Raw genomic sequence first — 16,819 nt, forward strand, 5'->3', positions numbered from 1 at the left:
ACTATTGTGAATTTGCTTCAGCTTGAGGAATTTCTGCAACAAAAGCAGAAGGTGTTTCGACAGGTTTACCGCGCTGCCAACTAAAACGTTTAATCACTGGTGTTTCAGAACCACCTATTAAACGTACTTCGATATACTGAGGTGTGAAGCCCTTAGGCATTGTCCATCGGCCAGTCAAACGCTCAAAATCAGTGAAGTTAAAGTTCTTATCTTCAAGTGGCACAACCAAGACTTCAGTATCTTTAATCAGTCTTATTTCAACTGAACCTGAAGCACGGCGTTTATTTGGACTCACCTGCACCAAATCAAGCTGATATTCATAAGCGTTTTCTGGTAACGGTTTAATTGCCAAATCCTGAATGGTTAAGCTTAATCCACCACGTTGTCTTAAAATTTCACGGTAGATATTACTCATACCTTCTTGTTGCGTTTTATCAGCATTGGCTTGATTAAGTGCTGTAAACAAGTCATTTGCATTTGTAACAGCAACATCACGCTCTTGTACAGCAGCGTTCAGGCTTTTGTTAACTGCATCTAACGCTGTTTTTTGTTTTTGCACTACTTCAACCAATTGCTCTGCATCTGCATCGTAACCTACAACAGTTAAACCTTGACGGTGCCCAATTGTATAGCCGAGCGCAAAACAACCACTCATTAAAATAGCAGCACCAATAAACAAAGGCTTATTGGTGTTTAAAAATTTTTTCTTTTGCAACGAACTTTCTACAGAAGTCGTCTGTTCCGAGTTTTGCATCGTCATCTCAGTGTTTAAGATCAGAGTCAAGACACACATTTAAATCGAAATTTAAATGTGTGTGAAGCAAAAAAGAGTTTTTTATGGTAATAAACCAATCCCTTGTAAGCCTTCATCTTCATTAAAGCCAAACATAAGGTTCATATTTTGTACAGCTTGTCCAGATGCTCCTTTTACAAGGTTATCTTGAGCGGCCAAAATAATGAGTTTATTTGGTTGTGGTTTATACAAAGCAATGCGTAATTCATTTGCCCCACGTACACTACGTGTTTCAGGTGAACTATTGGCAGGCATGACATCTACAAATTTTTCATTTGCATAGAAGTTTTCATACAAAGCTTGTATATCTGTTTGTTTCCCCGCCTCTGTCAAGTCCACGTAAATTGTACTCAACATACCGCGAATCATCGGTACTAAGTGTGGAACAAACAAAAGACCTTCAAAAACATCTTTTTCGCCTGCAATATTTTCCAAAGCTTCTACAATCTCAGGATGATGGCGATGTCCCGCAACACCATAAGCTTTAAAGTTATCCGCATTTTCACTGTAAATCATGCCCAAACTTGCTTTACGACCAGCACCAGAAACACCAGATTTTGCATCAATAATAATATTCTTTGTTTCAATTAATGCTTGTGCTGATTTTAAAAGTGGAGCCAAGCCCAGTTGGACAGTTGTTGGGTAACAACCTGGGTTACCAATGACTTGAGCTTGCTTGATTTTTTCACGATTTAACTCGGTTAAACCATAAACAGAATCTTTTAGTACGTCTGGGCACGCATGTTCCATACCATACCATTTTTCAAACTGTTCAAGATTTTGTAAACGAAAGTCTGCTGCCAAATCAATAACTTTAGTTCCAGCTTCGATCAAATCTTTTGCGTGCTGCATTGCAACACCATGTGGAGTTGCAAAAAATACAACATCACATTCTTTTAATGCATCAATATTTAAATCTGAAAATTGAAGATCTGTATGTCCACGTAAGTTTGGGAACATATCAGCAACTGGTTTGCCTGCTTCTGTACGTGAAGTAAGAACTCGAACCTGCGCTTTTGGATGTCGTAATAAAATACGTAATAGTTCAACGCCTGTATAACCAGTCCCACCAACAATTCCGACAGAAATCACGTGCATTACCTCAAATATTGAATCTATACTTGCGGTAGTATGACAGGATGTCCAGGCTTACAAAACCATTTCATGCTTGGTAATTTTAATTTTTTTATTTTTTAGCGTTAATTACATAGCACTTGCTGGTCTGTCAGAACCAAACAAATATCAGTAAATAAATACCAGATTCATTTGTGGAGAGCTAGGATGCTTAATCAATCAAAACAAACAAAGTTGTGCACTTATCTCGGCCTTAGTACTTTAATTTTAAGCGCAGCCCTTGTTGGATGTGGTGGTGGCAGTAGTAGCGGAGGTTCATCTAGCACTCCGACACCGACTGTGCCAACTCCTGAAGTCACGACAGATTTTACACTTAAAACCCCCGTCGAAATGCGCAATGTGCAACTCAAAGTCTATGACAACACCGACAATAGTATTTTGATTGATACCCAAGTTGCCAGTTTAACAAGTTATAATATTAAACTTTCAAGTACCAAGTTGAATCGGCTTTATCGAGTAGAAGTCACAACTCAAGCCTCATCTCAGGTATTTGATCCAATTAATTCTAAATATGAGAACATTTCTGGCGTCTATCACGCTTTTATTACTCCAAGTTCAATAAGCAATAAAACGCAGCCGATTAGCCCAAGTTCAGAAGCGATTTATCAGCGTGCCGTAATTCGTTCAGGCCAACTTCCACAAGAAACGATAGACCCGACCCGTATTGAACAATCACATGTTGATTTGGCTTCTCAAGATGTTTACACCGCTCTTATTAGTGCGTTTAAAGATGCTGCCATTCCAAGCTTAAGCCCAGCTAGCCCGCTGACTGTACTAAATTTATTACAGTATTCAACTAAACAGCCTAGTACTTATGTAGATAGCTATCTGAGTTTCGGATATTTACAATACTGGAATACGATTCATGGTAGTACCAATGCATATCAAGAACTTACAAATAGTCTTGCCACCGATTTAAAAGATGGATATTTAGACGGCAAAAAGCTTAATGGTGACAATACAACCATGACACCTATTTTTAGTCCATCGCCAGATAATATTGACCCTGTAAAAAATACGCTTTTGGACATAGCAGCCAATCAAAAAGCGACTCGCGATTATTTTGCTACCAATTTAAAAGCTGCCACATTGCAACTAGCAGATGCACAAAGTCAGTCCAGTTTAGATCAAACAGGATATGTTCTTTTGCAGAAAAAACTCTATTCTGGAGTTGTGCCTTCTGGAAATACAACTGACTTTTTCCGTATAGATGGTGCTGGTGACTACCGACGTGCCGTAGGATTTAGTGGTATTACAACAAGTTGTAATGATTCGGCTTATCCATGTAAACAAGGCTTAACTAGCATCAATATATCTGACCCTAAACTGCCTGCTACGGACTATTTAGTTGGTCACTATGAAAACAGCGCATCGGGTTGCCAACTTAATTTCCGTGCTAATGGCCAAATTGAGTTAATTCAAGGTTCACTAAGTTATCGCTCAGCCTTAAGCGCAGATAGTACAGATAATTTACTGCAAACCGACGCTGCAAGTTATAGCTACTTACTTAACTCAAGTTCGTCTGAACCCAACAATTCAACACAGCAATATAATTTTATACAGCTACATATTAAAGCGAATAAGATTATTAGTGCTCAAGCAGGCCTTGATAGCCGCAAAGCACCAGATGTCTTACAAACAACACAATTAGAATGTAGCTTTAGCTAAGCTGTCACATACCACCACGCAGGCAATGGGTTACCTTTTAATTGTCTGCGATGCTGCATATAGTTTGGGTCGAACTTTGCAACTTCGGCCCAAAAAGCAGGACTATGGTCGAAGTGTTTGGTGTGAGCTAATTCATGAATGCAAACATAACGGGTAATTTGAGCAGGCATAAGAACCAGACCTGCATGCAGCATAATATTATGTTGACTACTGCAACTTCCCCAACGAGTTTTAGGACGTCGGATAGCACACTCTGCATAACTCAACCGAGTTTTTTGGCTAAGCTCTGACAAAAATGCTGGTAACTCTTGTTTGGCATAAGCAATAACAGCGCTTTGTAAGGCTTGATAGGTTTGCTGGTCTTTAATAAATAAACGATTATTTTCCCAATCAAATTGAAAAATGCGATGTTGCTTCTGTACAACAATTTGAAAAGGCTGCTCTCTATTAAAAAAAGAAATTTCTGAAGGAATCTCAAACGATGTAGATTGAGCGTAGTGCTGTTTATTCCATGTCTCGATCAACCATTGTTCAGACTGAGCCAAAAACTGCTGAATTTGTTTCTTACTACAAAATAGCGGGACAGTGAGTCGTATAGACGCAGGCTCAACACGTAAGCGCAATTTTCTTGCCCTTACGTGACGAACAATTTTAATTTCTGGCATTTCCACAGACATTACTGTGCAGTACGCTCTTCAATACCATTATTTGTTGCAACAATTGCAATCGTTGCTGGATTTAACGCAAAAATACCGTTAGTCACAACACCCGGAATATTGTTGATTGTCTTTTCCAAATCAATTGCATTTAAGATGTTCAAATTAAATACATCTAAAATAACGTTTCCGTTATCTGTTACCACACCTTCACGATAAACCGGATCACCACCTAAGCTAACCAATTTACGAGCTACAGCAGAGCGCGCCATTGGAATTACTTCTACTGGTAATGGGAAATCACGACCAAGTTGATCAACCCATTTTGAATCATCAACGATACATACAAACTTTTTAGCAATTGAAGCTACAATTTTTTCACGAGTTAATGCTGCGCCGCCGCCTTTGATCATATGCATGTGACGATCAATCTCATCTGCACCATCAACATAAGCATCAAGGCTGCCTACATGGTTCATATCAACCACTTCGATACCTAATTTTTTAAGACGATCTGCTGTTGCTTGAGAACTTGCCACTGCTGCTTCTAATTGTAGTTCAGGCAATAAGTCAATTAGAAAATTTACAGTACTTCCAGTTCCTACCCCCAAAATGCCACCTTTGGGTAAGTGTTTTAAAGCAGCTTTCGCAGCAGCTTGTTTCTTTTCATCTTGGGTTGCATATAGGCTCATTACATCACTCAACTATTTTTTGACATTTATGCGCCAATAAACGGCGCAAATGCACAAGGGTTTGCTACAATAATTTCCTATTTTAAACTGTTATAGGGAAGATGAACATGCTGTCTCGTGTGGTACGACAAATTTTACAAGCAACGGTTTATGATGTTGCAATTGAAACACCTCTCGAAGCAGCTCCACGAATTAGTCAAAAATTAAATAATACAATTCGTTTTAAGCGTGAAGATTTACAACCGGTTTTTTCTTTTAAATTACGCGGTGCTTATAACCGTATTAGCCAATTACCGAAAGAACAACTTGAACGTGGTGTAATTTGCGCATCTGCTGGCAACCATGCACAAGGCGTAGCATTGTCTGGTCAACGTTTAGGAATTCCTGCAATTATTGTTATGCCAAGCACTACTCCTGATATTAAGGTTCAGGCAGTTAAGCGTTTAGGTGGGCAAGTTGTATTACATGGTGATAGCTTTGATATTGCAAATAAATACGCTCAGCAGCGTGCCGAAGCAGAAGGATTAGTTTTTATTCCTCCTTATGACGATGAATTGGTTATTGCTGGTCAAGGTACTATTGCAAATGAAATATTGCGTCAATGGCGCGATGTGGAATACGTGTTCGTTGCTGTAGGTGGTGGCGGTTTAATTGCGGGTGTAGCAGCTTACTTAGGTGAAGTTGCACCACATGTAAAAGTCATTGGTGTTGAATATGAAGAGTCTGCGTGTTTAAAAGCAGCGCTTGAAGCCAATGAACGTGTAATCTTGCCACATGTAGGTTTATTTGCAGATGGTACTGCTGTTGCACAAATTGGTGCTTTACCGTTTGATATTGTTCGTCTTCGTAAATCAGATAACTCTGGCCCAATTGTTGATCCTGACATTGTCACTGTTAATACAGATGAAATCTGTGCCGCAATTAAAGATACTTTTGATGAAAACCGTAGCATTGTTGAACCATCAGGTGCAATGGCCCTAGCTGGTATCAAAAAATATGTAGCGGAGCATAAAATTAGCGGTAAAAACATGGTATCGATTGTTTGCGGTGCCAACATGAACTTTGACCGCTTACGTTACATTGCAGAGCGTACTGAGCTCGGTGAACAACGTGAAGCAATTTACGCGGTGACACTTTCTGAAGAAAAAGGCGCATTCTTAGGTTTCTGCCGTGCTCTACAGGGCCGTAATATTACCGAGTTTAACTACCGTGCAAATAACACAGAAGAAGCACAAGTTTTTGTGGGTATTAGCTTAAAAGGTGGTGACGCTGAACGTCATGAAATTTTAGAACAACTTAAACAGCAAAATTATGTTGTAGATGATTTATCTGATGATGAAGTTGCTAAATTGCATATTCGTTATTTAATTGGCGGTCATGCTAATCTAGATGATGAAAGATTGTTCCGTGTTGAATTCCCTGAACGTCCAGGTGCATTACTCACATTCTTAACTCGTTTAGGTCCAACCCACAATATTACGCTGTTCCATTACCGTAACCATGGTGCTGCAGAAGGCCGTGTATTGGTTGGCTTACAAGCAACAGATGCCAAACAAAATCCAGATGGTTTAATTGAAACCCTAGAACAAATTAGCTACCCATACGCAGAAATTACTGACAATGTGGGCTATAAACGTTTCTTGAAATAATCTTTGTTTTATAAAAAAGCTGACAAATTTGTCGGCTTTTTTATTATTTGAGCCCAATATTTTCTATATTTACATTGCTTCTCTTTATCTCAAAGAAAATATCATTAAAAATAAAGCCCTAATTAAGTATAAAAGGTTATTTATGGCACAGTTCGCGGTCATCGGCTTGGGAAGTTTTGGAGCAACAGTTGCTCAAGAACTCACAAAATTAAATCATGATGTTATTGGCATTGATACAGTCAAAAAGAATGTTGAAAATCTTGCCGATGTTTTAACTCATGCTGTCATTGCTGATGCTACTGATGAATATGTACTGGATGAATTAAACATTCAAAATTGTGATGCGGTTGTTGTTGCAATTGGTGAAGATATTGAGGCTAGTATTTTATGTGTGCTGAATTTAAAAAATCTTGGTATTGATAAAATTTGGGTAAAAGCAAAGACAAAGGCTCATCACACAATTTTGTCTCACCTCAATATCAATAAAATCATTCATCCTGAAGAAGACATGGGTGTACGTGTTGCGCAAGCACTTAATTATCCAATGGTAAGTCGTTACATGTCTTTAGATGATGATCACTATATTGTGAAAATCGATATTCCCGAGAAATTAAATGGCATTAATTTGTATGGGATTATGCAACAAGCACCGCAAGTTAAAACTCTACTTGTAAAACGACAGCAGCAAATTTTATTTGAAACTGAAGAGACTTTTACCCTACAAACGCATGATATTCTTATTTTAGAAGGTCATTTACAGCAACTTAAAAAGCTCTCTAATTGTTTCCTATAAAAACGAACCCAAAAATATGTCTCTTAAGCCTAAACCACATAAAACATTAAACCTAAGCCCACCTTCTCTTTTAGCGCTGGGTTTTCTAGGCTTTATTGTCTTTGGCACATTATTACTTAAACTTCCCATTGCCAATAACGGTCATGTCAGCTGGATGGATGCATTATTTACAGCAACGTCAGCAGTTACGATTACAGGTTTATCCGTTCTAAATATTCATGAATCTTTTACACTTTTTGGGCAAGTCATTATTTTATTGTTGATTCAATCAGGTGGTTTGGGCTTCATGACTTTTGCTATTTTGGCCGCACTAAGCCTTTCGCCTAAAATTGGTCTTAAGCAGCAAATGATGGCTCAGGATAGCCTCGGTCAAACGAGCCTATCAAAAGTAACCTTCGTAGCTAAAGGAGTAGTGACTTATACTCTCCTATTTGAACTGATCGGCATAGTCATTCTCACCTGTGCATTTACACCAGCTTTTGGCTTCGCTCGTGGTTTGTATTATGCAATTTTTTATAGTATCTCTTCGTTTAATAATGCCGGTTTTTCATTATTTAATAATAGTTTAATGGGTTTTCAAAACAACTACGTGATCTGCCTTACGGTAAGTTTGCTTTATACAATAGGTGGACTTGGCTTTTTAGTTCTCATGGATATTAAACAAAATAAAAAATGGAAAAAACTTAGCCCAAATAGCAAACTGATCTTAACGACTATTGCCATTATTAATTTAGTGGCCTTTATTTTAATTTGGGCAATGGAAGCACAAAACCCTCATACGCTAGGAATGCTAAGCGTAGGTGATCAAGCTTTACATGCTTGGTTCCAAGCGACTGTTCCACGATCTTCAGGGTTTAACACCATTGACACAGGTGCAATGACTAATAGTAGTTCTTTGCTTATGATGCTACTTATGTTTATTGGCGGTGGTTCATTAAGTACTGCTGGCGGTATAAAAGTAGGTACTTTTGTCATATTGGTTTTAAGTGTCCTGTCCTTTTTAAGACGTACTGATGAAATCAGGGTTTTTAATCATTCTGTTTCTCACGAAACTACTTATAAGGCGCTAGCAGTTACTGCAATTACCAGCATTCTCATATTTATTGGGTTCTTTGTACTTTTGCTTTTAGAACCAAAAGCCGACTTTATGAACTTACTATTTGAAGTCGTTTCAGCAGCCTGTACAGTTGGGCTTTCTCGAGGTATTACGCCAGATTTACATAACGGTAGCCTGTTTATATTAAGTTTACTTATGTTTGCTGGGAGACTTGGGCCTTTAACACTGGCGTATTTAATTGCTACTCCTAAAAAGAGTCGTCTCAAGCATCCTCAAGCCAACATTCAAATTGGTTAATAAAAAAGCCGCTGTTAAAGCGGCATTTTTATGGGTTCAAACTTAGTACCAGTTCATGAGTGAAACGCCCAAACCTGCATAAGTTGCACGGTGGTTATAGTCAATTAAGCTTTCACCATATCCATTAAATAGCTGGAAGTGACCACGTAACTTACCACTAATTGGGAATGCCCAGTCAAACTGAACAGCTCCATGAGAGTCATCTCCACCTTTTAAAGAGTGACGTAACATTAGGGAGAAGTCGTTATCTTTCCACTTATAAAAAGCGGTCAAATCGCCTCGTCCAATATAATCTTCAATATCGGGGTTGTTATCATCTTTGGCAGCTTCATTAATACGTATCCAAGGACGAAGCATTACAGCAAAATTGCCACGCTCTAAGCCGACATTAAAGATAACACGGTTCCAACTACGAGATAACGGATCTGAACGACCATTCGATTGGTGATTTAAAGTGACACCAAGCAAGCGACCATCTAAACCGAGTAACTCATAGTTTGTTCTAAACATTAAGCTAGCTTCAGGCTCATAGTTTGTTTCACGGAAAGGCCGAGATTCTTTAGAGTTAAAGGTCTGCCAACGTGAAGATTGGGTATAACCTACCCACAAATCACCATTGTTACCAAAAATATTTTCCCAAGCTTTAGTTTTCAAAGAAATTTGAAATTTAGTTTCGGTAGATTTCAAATCTTGAGCTTCTTTAACTGTATTATTGGGATTTGGGCTAGTTGGAAATTCATTTTTATCGCTGGTCCAAAATACAGGTAGTAAATAGACAGGCTGATAAGCACGAATGTTCCAAACACCAAGTTTACTTTTTTCAGATAACTCCCAACGTTGATCTAATAAAGAAGTAGTAGGTTCAATTTTCGGAGCTTTCCCTATTACTTTAATATTACTAACCGTATCTACAACCTTCTCTTTAAATGTTTCAGGCTGAACAGCAGGTTTATCAATTTTTTTAACAGGCTCTGGTACTGCGGCAGCTTGAACAGCGGGTAAAGCTGAGGGCTTAAATACAGAGTCATAACAAGCTAGGCGATCAGCATTTGAAGCTAGGGCAACACATGCATCTACGGTCGCAGGTTTTACAGGGGCTAAGGTGTCAGCATATGCCACCGACGCACATAAACAGCTAAGCAGGGTCCCCATACTTAGCTGTAAAGATGTGCGTTCAAATTGTCTGAACGCCATGTTCATCTCCAATTTTTATTTTAATTAACTTGTTTAATCGTAAAGCCCAGTTGTTGCAATTCATCACGTTTTGCAAAAGGTGCAACCACAGCTTTTACAGGTGTTTGTTCAATTAAATATTGACGTGCAACACGTTGTAAATCATCTAAAGTTACATGCAATAATCTTTCACGTAAGGTACGACGGAAAGTTGGAGTTCTTGCATGTAACAGTGCATAACACGCTGTAATTGCCTCACCAGCTGGTGAACCAGGTTTATCCATACTCGCCACCAAACCAAGAATTGCTTCTTCAAGCTGATGAGGTTGTTGCTCTGTATTTAACAACCATTGCACACTCGCTTCAAAGTCTTTAAACGTGTCAGCTAAACGAGGATCACGGTAACTAAAGAAACGGAATGAACATGCATTTCCATCATAGCTAGCACCACCACCATAAGCACCACCTTTTTCACGGATAGCGCTGTGCAAGAAACCATTACGCAAGTATGCTGCTAACACCATTAAAGGTGCCGCATCCGGATGAGACACTTCAACTGCTTGATATGCCGAAGCACAGAACTGAACATTGGTTTGAATTAACCAAGCTTCATGTTCATTATCATTTTCTTGCTCGACTTGGGTTAACTCAGCCGCTGCTGTATCAACGTTTAATTTATCCCAAACGTTTTGAATTTCTTCAACTAAACGCTCTGACTGATGCTCTTCACATACAAGCAAGAACTGTTTAGGCGCTTGCAATAGTTTGGTATGGATATGCTTCAATTCAGCAATCAGGGCATCATAAGCAGCATCGTCTTGAGTAATGTTAGTAACAAGCTCGCCTAACCAGTTCAACGCACCTAAACCTGTGTTTTGATAGTCACGTTGAGCCAATGCACTCATATTACGAGAAGCGATCTGCATCGCGTAGCTATGACCAGCACCAGATAAACGAGACTGCCAGCGTGTCTTACGTTGTTGCAACAACTCAATAATTCGCTCTTTTTCATCAAAGCGGAGTTGTTCAAATGCTAATTTTAATAGATGAATTGCATCAAACTTCTGCGTTAGAGATTTAGTCGTTAATGTTAACCAAGCGCTAATTTTGTCTTTATCATCAACTTTACTGCGTAATGAAGCGCCCATTCCTAAACCACCACTTACAGCTGTTTGTAAGTTTTGTAATTCAAGATAGTCATACTCACCTGCACCAACTTCACCCATTAAGATAGAGAGCAAATTAAAGTATGGCGATTTAACAACATCATCAGGAATCTGAATGAGAACTTGTTGATAGTAAATACCATTCGTTCCTGCATGATACAAATTCAACGGCGTATCCATTCGATTACAGATAATTTCGCGCAATTGACCTTGTACAATATGCAAGTCAGCTGGAACGTCTTCTAGGCCTACTTTTGGTAATAGCTCAAGATTATCTGGCGTATCTTGACGCTCTTGTAACGCTTTGGTTTTAGCAACGATCTCTGCTTTGTCTTCTTCAGTGAGCTTTTCACCAATCGCAGCTAAACGTGCTTTTTCAGCTTCTTGCTCTTTCGCTGACTTAGTTGCATCAGGTACTAAAGTCATTTGTACGCGGTGCGGATTATCTAACAAATGTGTTTGAATTAAATTAGATAACCACATTGGGTCTTGAAGTTCTTCTTTGACCTGAGCAATAGCACTGTCAACATCCCAAATTTGAATCGGGTCGTTATGGTGAATAGCACCACTTAAACCATTTAAGATCAGGCTTAAGCCATATGGTGTGCCATCACCATTAATTTCACGTTGATGCAATTCGATTTGATGCAAAATTGCATCAACTAACGATGAGTCAATTGGTTTTGCAGCCACTTCACGTAAAACATTTAAGACACCATCTCTAAAGCTTTGTGCATGCTCTGGATTTGAACCTTGAACGCCGCAATAGAAGGTCATTTCAAAATTACTGTCGTCTACTCCCATTAAAGGACCAGTCGACTGAGCATAACCACAAGTTTCTAAATAATGACGTAGTGGTGAAGCAGAGTTTTCTAGTAAAACACCTTCGACCAAACGCATACCTAGACGCAGTTTGATATCACTCGCTTGTGGTAACAACCAAGACAACACATGGTAAGTTTTGTCTTTTAACTCATCACCATCAACAGCATAGGTTTCAGTGACTTCAACAGGAGCTGTTAAACGTTTTTCTGGTTTTGAATATAAAGTTGTACCCGCAGTAAATTTATGTAGAGCTAGTTTTTCAAATTGCTCTTGTAACTCATACGCCGTTTGGTTACCGAAAGTCATAAATACCGCATTACTTGGATGGTAATGAGTTTTATAAAATTCGACTAACTGTTCATAGGTTAAGTCAGGAATGTCTTTTGGATCACCACCTGAGTTGTAGTGATATGTAGTTTCAGGGAATAGATGATGAGCCAACTGATGATAAAGCTGGTCAGACGGCGCACTCATCGCACCTTTCATTTCATTGAACACTACGCCTTTATATACAGGCTGACCGTTTTCAAGTTCAATACGGATTCCTTCTTGAGCAAAATCAAGAGGATTCAAATTTGCCGAGAAAGCTGCATCAAGATAAACAGAGAGTAAGTTTTGGAAATCTTTCTTATTTTGAGTTGCAAATGGATAGGCTGTCCAATCTGCTGCTGTAAACGCGTTCATAAATGTATTTAATGAACGGCGAATCATTAAAAAGAATGGGTCACGAACAGGAAACTTTTCAGAACCACATAAAGCGGTATGCTCTAAAATATGTGCAGTTCCTTTAGAGTCCATTGGTTGTGTTCTGAACGCAACAAGAAATACATTTTCATCATAATCAGTTGCCAAGTGATAATGCACCGCACCTGTGACTTTATGCTTATATTCAGACACTAAAATATCTAATGCTTCAACATGGTGCTGACGTAGCAACTGAAACGCAGGGTGAACAGTTTGAGAAATGGTTTCAGTGACATCTACAGTCATGTGATCTCCTAATATATCGGATAAGTGAATAAGTCTCATTATAGCCTGAGTCGGCTTGAGATTGGCGAACAAAAGCCAAGTAAAATACTATGTTTTTGTTGAGTATTAGTTTTCATGGGCATAGCTTTGATATCAAGCACATAGCCAGCTTAGTTGTATCCTACCAGAACAAAACCTTTTAATACTATCTATATGCTACACGACAAATAAAAAAGCTCACCAAAATGATGAGCTTTTTAGACTTTTTCAATTAAAAACGATAGCGAAGTGCAACTTGAGCATTTAAAGGATCGCCCATCATATTTGAATCATTTGCTCCACTATGGCCTGAAACAAAATAATCGCGATCAAACAAGTTATTTAGATTTAAGTTCACATCATAACGTTCACTTTGATAACCTAAAGCTGCATTTACAACCGCATACCCTGGTAAAACGTTTTTGTTATCTGGCGCACTAAAGCGTGATGATTCACCACGACCACCTACAGCTGCATACCAATGATCATTAATTTGATATTTTAACCACAGGTTAGCTGTGTTGTTTGGCGTAAGCGCTGAGTGATTACCCGTAAATCCAACAGTCGACTTTTCAATCTTACCATCCATATAAGAATAGCCAGCTAGCACTGACAACTGATCAGTCAACTGACCTGTTAATGAAAGTTCAATACCTTTTGTTTTTTGCTCGCCTGCCAATAGTGCTTGATTTGGATTAGCTGGATCTTGGTTTTGAATATTGGTTTGGCTCATTTCAAATAAAGCCAATGTCACATTCAATTGATCATTCACATCCCACTTTGCACCCACCTCATAATTTTCAGTTTTTGTTGGTTTTAAATCATCACTGTTTTGATAAAAAACAAATGAATCAGCCAAAGGCTGGAAAGAACGATTATAAGAAGTATAAAGTGAAAGATTATTTACTGGCTGATAGACCACCCCAATTCGTGGAGAATAAGTATTGTCAGTACGGTTTAAGTCTAAATTCGTACTCGTTTTATCATCACGATCTTGAGATAGATTGTCATAACGTAAACCAACTAAAACTTTAAGCTGATCTGTTACTGTCATTAAATCTTGCAGATACACACCATAGTTTTCAAAGGTATTACTATTGTTATTGCGTGCAACTGTTGTTCCGGTATTAATAGGTGCCCAGTAGTCTAATTTAGGATTATATAAATCAGTGGTTGTCTTAGCACCTTGCCAAAGTATCTCATCTTTATGCTGTTTGCTATATTCAGCACCAATTAAGGTATTGTGCTTTAAGAAACCTGTATTAAATAAACCACTTAATTCTTGCTGAACATATATACCATCTTCATTACGCAGGCGTTTATTTTGAGTCAAAGTAATTTTTGTCTTATCAGCAGGATGTGTATCAACACTATATTGACGATCTAATGAGTAGTTATAGTGGCGAACTGCACCATGATATTTGAGTTGATCATTAAACTCATGATCTAAGCTGATAGTCTGGCTTGAGATTTCAGTATCGACATCCCCAACTTCTTTACCGTTTAATGCACCATAAAAAGTTTTAGGATTTGTCTTAACTGGTTTACCTGTAATTGGATCTGTCGGGAAACCTTGATCAGCTAGACGATCATCGTGCAAGTAGTCGGCCTGAAGTAAAAGTTTGGTTTTATCAGTAATATCCCACTGTACAGATGGAGCCACCGCCTGTCGTTTTAAAAATGCCTGATCGCGATAACCATCTGAGTCTTCAACTGCACCAGTTAAACGAACTTTAACATTCTCGGCTACTTTTTCATTTACATCGACTTCTGCACGACGTTGCCCTGTAGTACTGCCAATCAGGCTCACTTCACGCAAGGATTGATCCATTGGCTTTTTATTAATTTTATTGACTAAACCTCCCGCCGAACCACGTCCATATAATACAGAAGCAGGTCCTTTTAGTACCTCAACTCGTTCAACATTCGACATATCACGAAAATACAAAGCATCATCGCGAATACCATCTACATAATTATCTGTGATTGCAGAGAAACCGCGAATCATGACCTGATCACGTTGCCCATCCCCCACACTAAAGCTCAAACCAGCAACGTTTTGCAAAGCACCTTGCATAGAAGTCACTGTCTGCTCTCTTAGAATTTGTTTCGGTACAACATTTACAATTTGAGGAACATCTTTTAATTGCATAAGTCCTTTAGTGGCACTTGATGCTTGTCCTACCTCTTGTTTTAAACTGTTTTCCTTCTCAGCTTTTACTGAAATCGTTGGAAGGTTGGTTACAGCCTGTGAGTCTGTCTCTGCTGCATATACATGGCCTGTTATAACCCCAACTGATGAAATAAATAAAATAGAACGTTTCATGTAAGTTCGCTATGAATAATTTCAGGCGAAGTTTCAATGAAATACTATACATTTGTAAATATTATCAAGAATCATTATTAATTGATAATATTTATTAAAAAGAATATTTCGATTGCTTAGGCAAACAATAAAACTCTACTAACTGCTGAATTACCTGAATTTTATTCAATAAACTACAGCAAATGTGAGCAATGGTGTAAAATTATCAGTCTGATTTTTTTATTCTGTGACAACACATATGGCAACTGTAGATCTTTTTGCAATTGGTAATGCATTAATCGACCAAGAATTTAAAGTGTCTGATGATTTTCTTAGTCAGCAAGGCTTACAAAAAGGCACCATGCAGTTGTCTGACGGTGAAACACAATCTGCCCTTTATGAAAAATTAAAGCAAACTCAAGACTACAAAGGCCAAGCAAGTGGTGGTTCTGCTGCAAATACAACTGTAGCTTTTAGTGCATTAGGTGGAACTGCTTTTTATGGTTGCCGCGTTGGCAACGATGATTTGGGTTCAATTTATCTGCAAGGTCTAAATGATGCAGGCATCCAGACTACGCCAAAGTCAATCAGTGAAGGTGTAACAGGCACCTGTATGGTACTTATTAGTCCAGATTCTGAGCGTACCATGCATACCTATTTAGGAATTACAGCTGAACTCTCTCAAGACCAAATCGATTTTGAGCCATTAAAAACAGCAAAATGGCTTTATATTGAAGGCTACCTTTCTACGAGTGAAACGGCACGTAAAGCGGTAAAACAAGCTCGAGAAATAGCTAAAGCTCACGGCGTTAAAATTGCGTTATCTTTATCAGACCCTGCAATGGTTCAATACGCACGTGAAGGCTTAGAAGAGCTTATGGATGATGGTGTAGATTTATTGTTTTGTAATGAACAAGAAGCTTTAATGTATACCAATACTTCTACTATTGAGGATGCACTCACTCAGTTGCGTTTTAAAAACCATACTGTTGTGATTACACAAAGTGCCAAAGGTGCTTTAGTTGCAAATTCAACCCAACATTTTCATGTACCTGGCCGTCACGTAGAAGCTGTAGATACCAATGGCGCTGGTGATGCTTTTGCTGGTGCCTTCCTCTATGCATTAAATCATCATGAAGATTTAACTGCTGCGGCGCAGTTAGCTATCTTAATTTCTAGTGAAGTTGTGTCTCAATTTGGTCCTCGTTTAGCCATTAATGACTATGCTAAACTTCTCGAAAATTTTCAGAAGGAATGTGCTTGAAATGGAAAGGATCTGTATGACGGAAGAAGTTCCTGAGCGTGAAGCTAGAGCTTTTGACACTTTACAAGGAACGACTATTTTCATTACACAGCGTGATGGCTCATTCTATGCCTATCAGAATTTATGCCCGCATTTGCAAACCGAACTTGAGTATTTAGAAAATCAATTTCTAGACCAAGACAAAGAATATATTCAATGCTCTACTCACGGTGCTTTATTTAACGTGGAAACTGGCGAATGTATTTCAGGTCCTTGTTTAGGTGATTTTTTAAATAAAGTTGAGATTAAAGTACATTCAGATGGCGGTATTTATATCGTAGACTGAGATCATCAACATTA

General features: G+C 38.5%; 13 protein-coding genes. 6 read left to right on the top strand and 7 right to left on the bottom strand.

Translation table 11 applies throughout. The features are described from left to right. Position 1: 1 nt before the first annotated feature. Together CSB87_RS01350 and argC are read right to left on the bottom strand one after the other, a co-directional pair. On the bottom strand, positions 2–760 hold the full coding sequence (locus CSB87_RS01350) for a DUF6776 family protein (protein WP_079377015.1): 759 nt from the start codon (positions 758–760) through the stop codon (positions 2–4). Between the two features lie 75 nt (positions 761–835). Then, positions 836–1,891: an N-acetyl-gamma-glutamyl-phosphate reductase gene (gene argC / locus CSB87_RS01355; RefSeq protein ID WP_016805333.1), complete on the bottom strand. Its 1,056-nt coding sequence runs from the start codon at positions 1,889–1,891 to the stop codon at positions 836–838. A gap of 183 nt (positions 1,892–2,074) precedes the next feature. Between argC and CSB87_RS01360 the strand changes: the two genes are divergently transcribed. Continuing rightward, on the top strand, positions 2,075–3,595 hold the full coding sequence (locus tag CSB87_RS01360; RefSeq protein ID WP_006580887.1) for a hypothetical protein: 1,521 nt from the start codon (positions 2,075–2,077) through the stop codon (positions 3,593–3,595). On the opposite strand, the gene CSB87_RS01365 is transcribed toward CSB87_RS01360, so the two are convergent. Both CSB87_RS01365 and rpiA read right to left on the bottom strand, forming a co-directional pair. Then, the gene (locus CSB87_RS01365) at positions 3,592–4,272 is read right to left on the bottom strand and encodes a SprT family zinc-dependent metalloprotease (RefSeq protein ID WP_004886949.1); all 681 of its coding nucleotides are present in this window, start codon (positions 4,270–4,272) and stop codon (positions 3,592–3,594) included. The two genes, CSB87_RS01360 and CSB87_RS01365, sit on opposite strands and share 4 nt — an antisense overlap. Further along, entirely contained in the window at positions 4,272–4,943 is a 672-nt protein-coding gene (rpiA, locus tag CSB87_RS01370) for a ribose-5-phosphate isomerase RpiA (RefSeq protein ID WP_000061060.1), read from the bottom strand. The genes CSB87_RS01365 and rpiA overlap by 1 nt, the downstream gene beginning before the upstream one ends. Before the next feature lie 101 nt (positions 4,944–5,044). On the opposite strand from rpiA, the gene ilvA reads away from it, so the two are divergent. The 3 genes from ilvA to CSB87_RS01385 all read left to right on the top strand — a co-directional run bounded on the left by ilvA (position 5,045) and on the right by CSB87_RS01385 (position 8,739). Further along, positions 5,045–6,592 carry a threonine ammonia-lyase, biosynthetic gene (gene ilvA / locus CSB87_RS01375; RefSeq protein WP_170318178.1) on the top strand — a complete coding sequence of 516 codons (1,548 nt, stop codon included), beginning with the start codon at positions 5,045–5,047 and terminating at the stop codon, positions 6,590–6,592. A 142-nt stretch (positions 6,593–6,734) separates the two neighbouring features. Beyond that, entirely contained in the window at positions 6,735–7,385 is a 651-nt protein-coding gene (locus tag CSB87_RS01380) for a potassium channel family protein (protein WP_004886946.1), read from the top strand. Between the two features lie 16 nt (positions 7,386–7,401). Beyond that, the gene (locus CSB87_RS01385; RefSeq protein ID WP_004886944.1) at positions 7,402–8,739 is read left to right on the top strand and encodes a TrkH family potassium uptake protein; all 1,338 of its coding nucleotides are present in this window, start codon (positions 7,402–7,404) and stop codon (positions 8,737–8,739) included. Between the two features lie 42 nt (positions 8,740–8,781). Here the strand turns inward: CSB87_RS01385 and CSB87_RS01390 are convergent, their stop codons facing one another. The 3 genes from CSB87_RS01390 to CSB87_RS01400 all read right to left on the bottom strand — a co-directional run bounded on the left by CSB87_RS01390 (position 8,782) and on the right by CSB87_RS01400 (position 15,237). Further along, on the bottom strand, positions 8,782–9,933 hold the full coding sequence (locus CSB87_RS01390; RefSeq protein WP_002050661.1) for a phospholipase A: 1,152 nt from the start codon (positions 9,931–9,933) through the stop codon (positions 8,782–8,784). Between the two features lie 20 nt (positions 9,934–9,953). Next, positions 9,954–12,893, bottom strand: coding sequence for an insulinase family protein (locus tag CSB87_RS01395; RefSeq protein ID WP_004708492.1), 2,940 nt, complete (start codon positions 12,891–12,893; stop codon positions 9,954–9,956). Positions 12,894–13,143: 250 nt separating this feature from the next. Continuing rightward, positions 13,144–15,237 (bottom strand): TonB-dependent receptor, encoded by a 2,094-nt coding sequence (locus CSB87_RS01400; protein WP_004886942.1) that lies wholly within the window; start codon positions 15,235–15,237, stop codon positions 13,144–13,146. Positions 15,238–15,475: 238 nt separating this feature from the next. On the opposite strand from CSB87_RS01400, the gene CSB87_RS01405 reads away from it, so the two are divergent. Both CSB87_RS01405 and CSB87_RS01410 read left to right on the top strand, forming a co-directional pair. Further along, on the top strand, positions 15,476–16,480 hold the full coding sequence (locus CSB87_RS01405; RefSeq protein ID WP_004708489.1) for an adenosine kinase: 1,005 nt from the start codon (positions 15,476–15,478) through the stop codon (positions 16,478–16,480). 16 nt (positions 16,481–16,496) lie between these two features. After that, on the top strand, positions 16,497–16,805 hold the full coding sequence (locus CSB87_RS01410) for a Rieske (2Fe-2S) protein (protein WP_002050689.1): 309 nt from the start codon (positions 16,497–16,499) through the stop codon (positions 16,803–16,805). The last annotated feature ends 14 nt before the right edge of the window (positions 16,806–16,819 follow it).

This window comes from Acinetobacter sp. AR_0276 (assembly GCF_003000705.1).
GTDB lineage: Bacteria > Pseudomonadota > Gammaproteobacteria > Pseudomonadales > Moraxellaceae > Acinetobacter > Acinetobacter nosocomialis.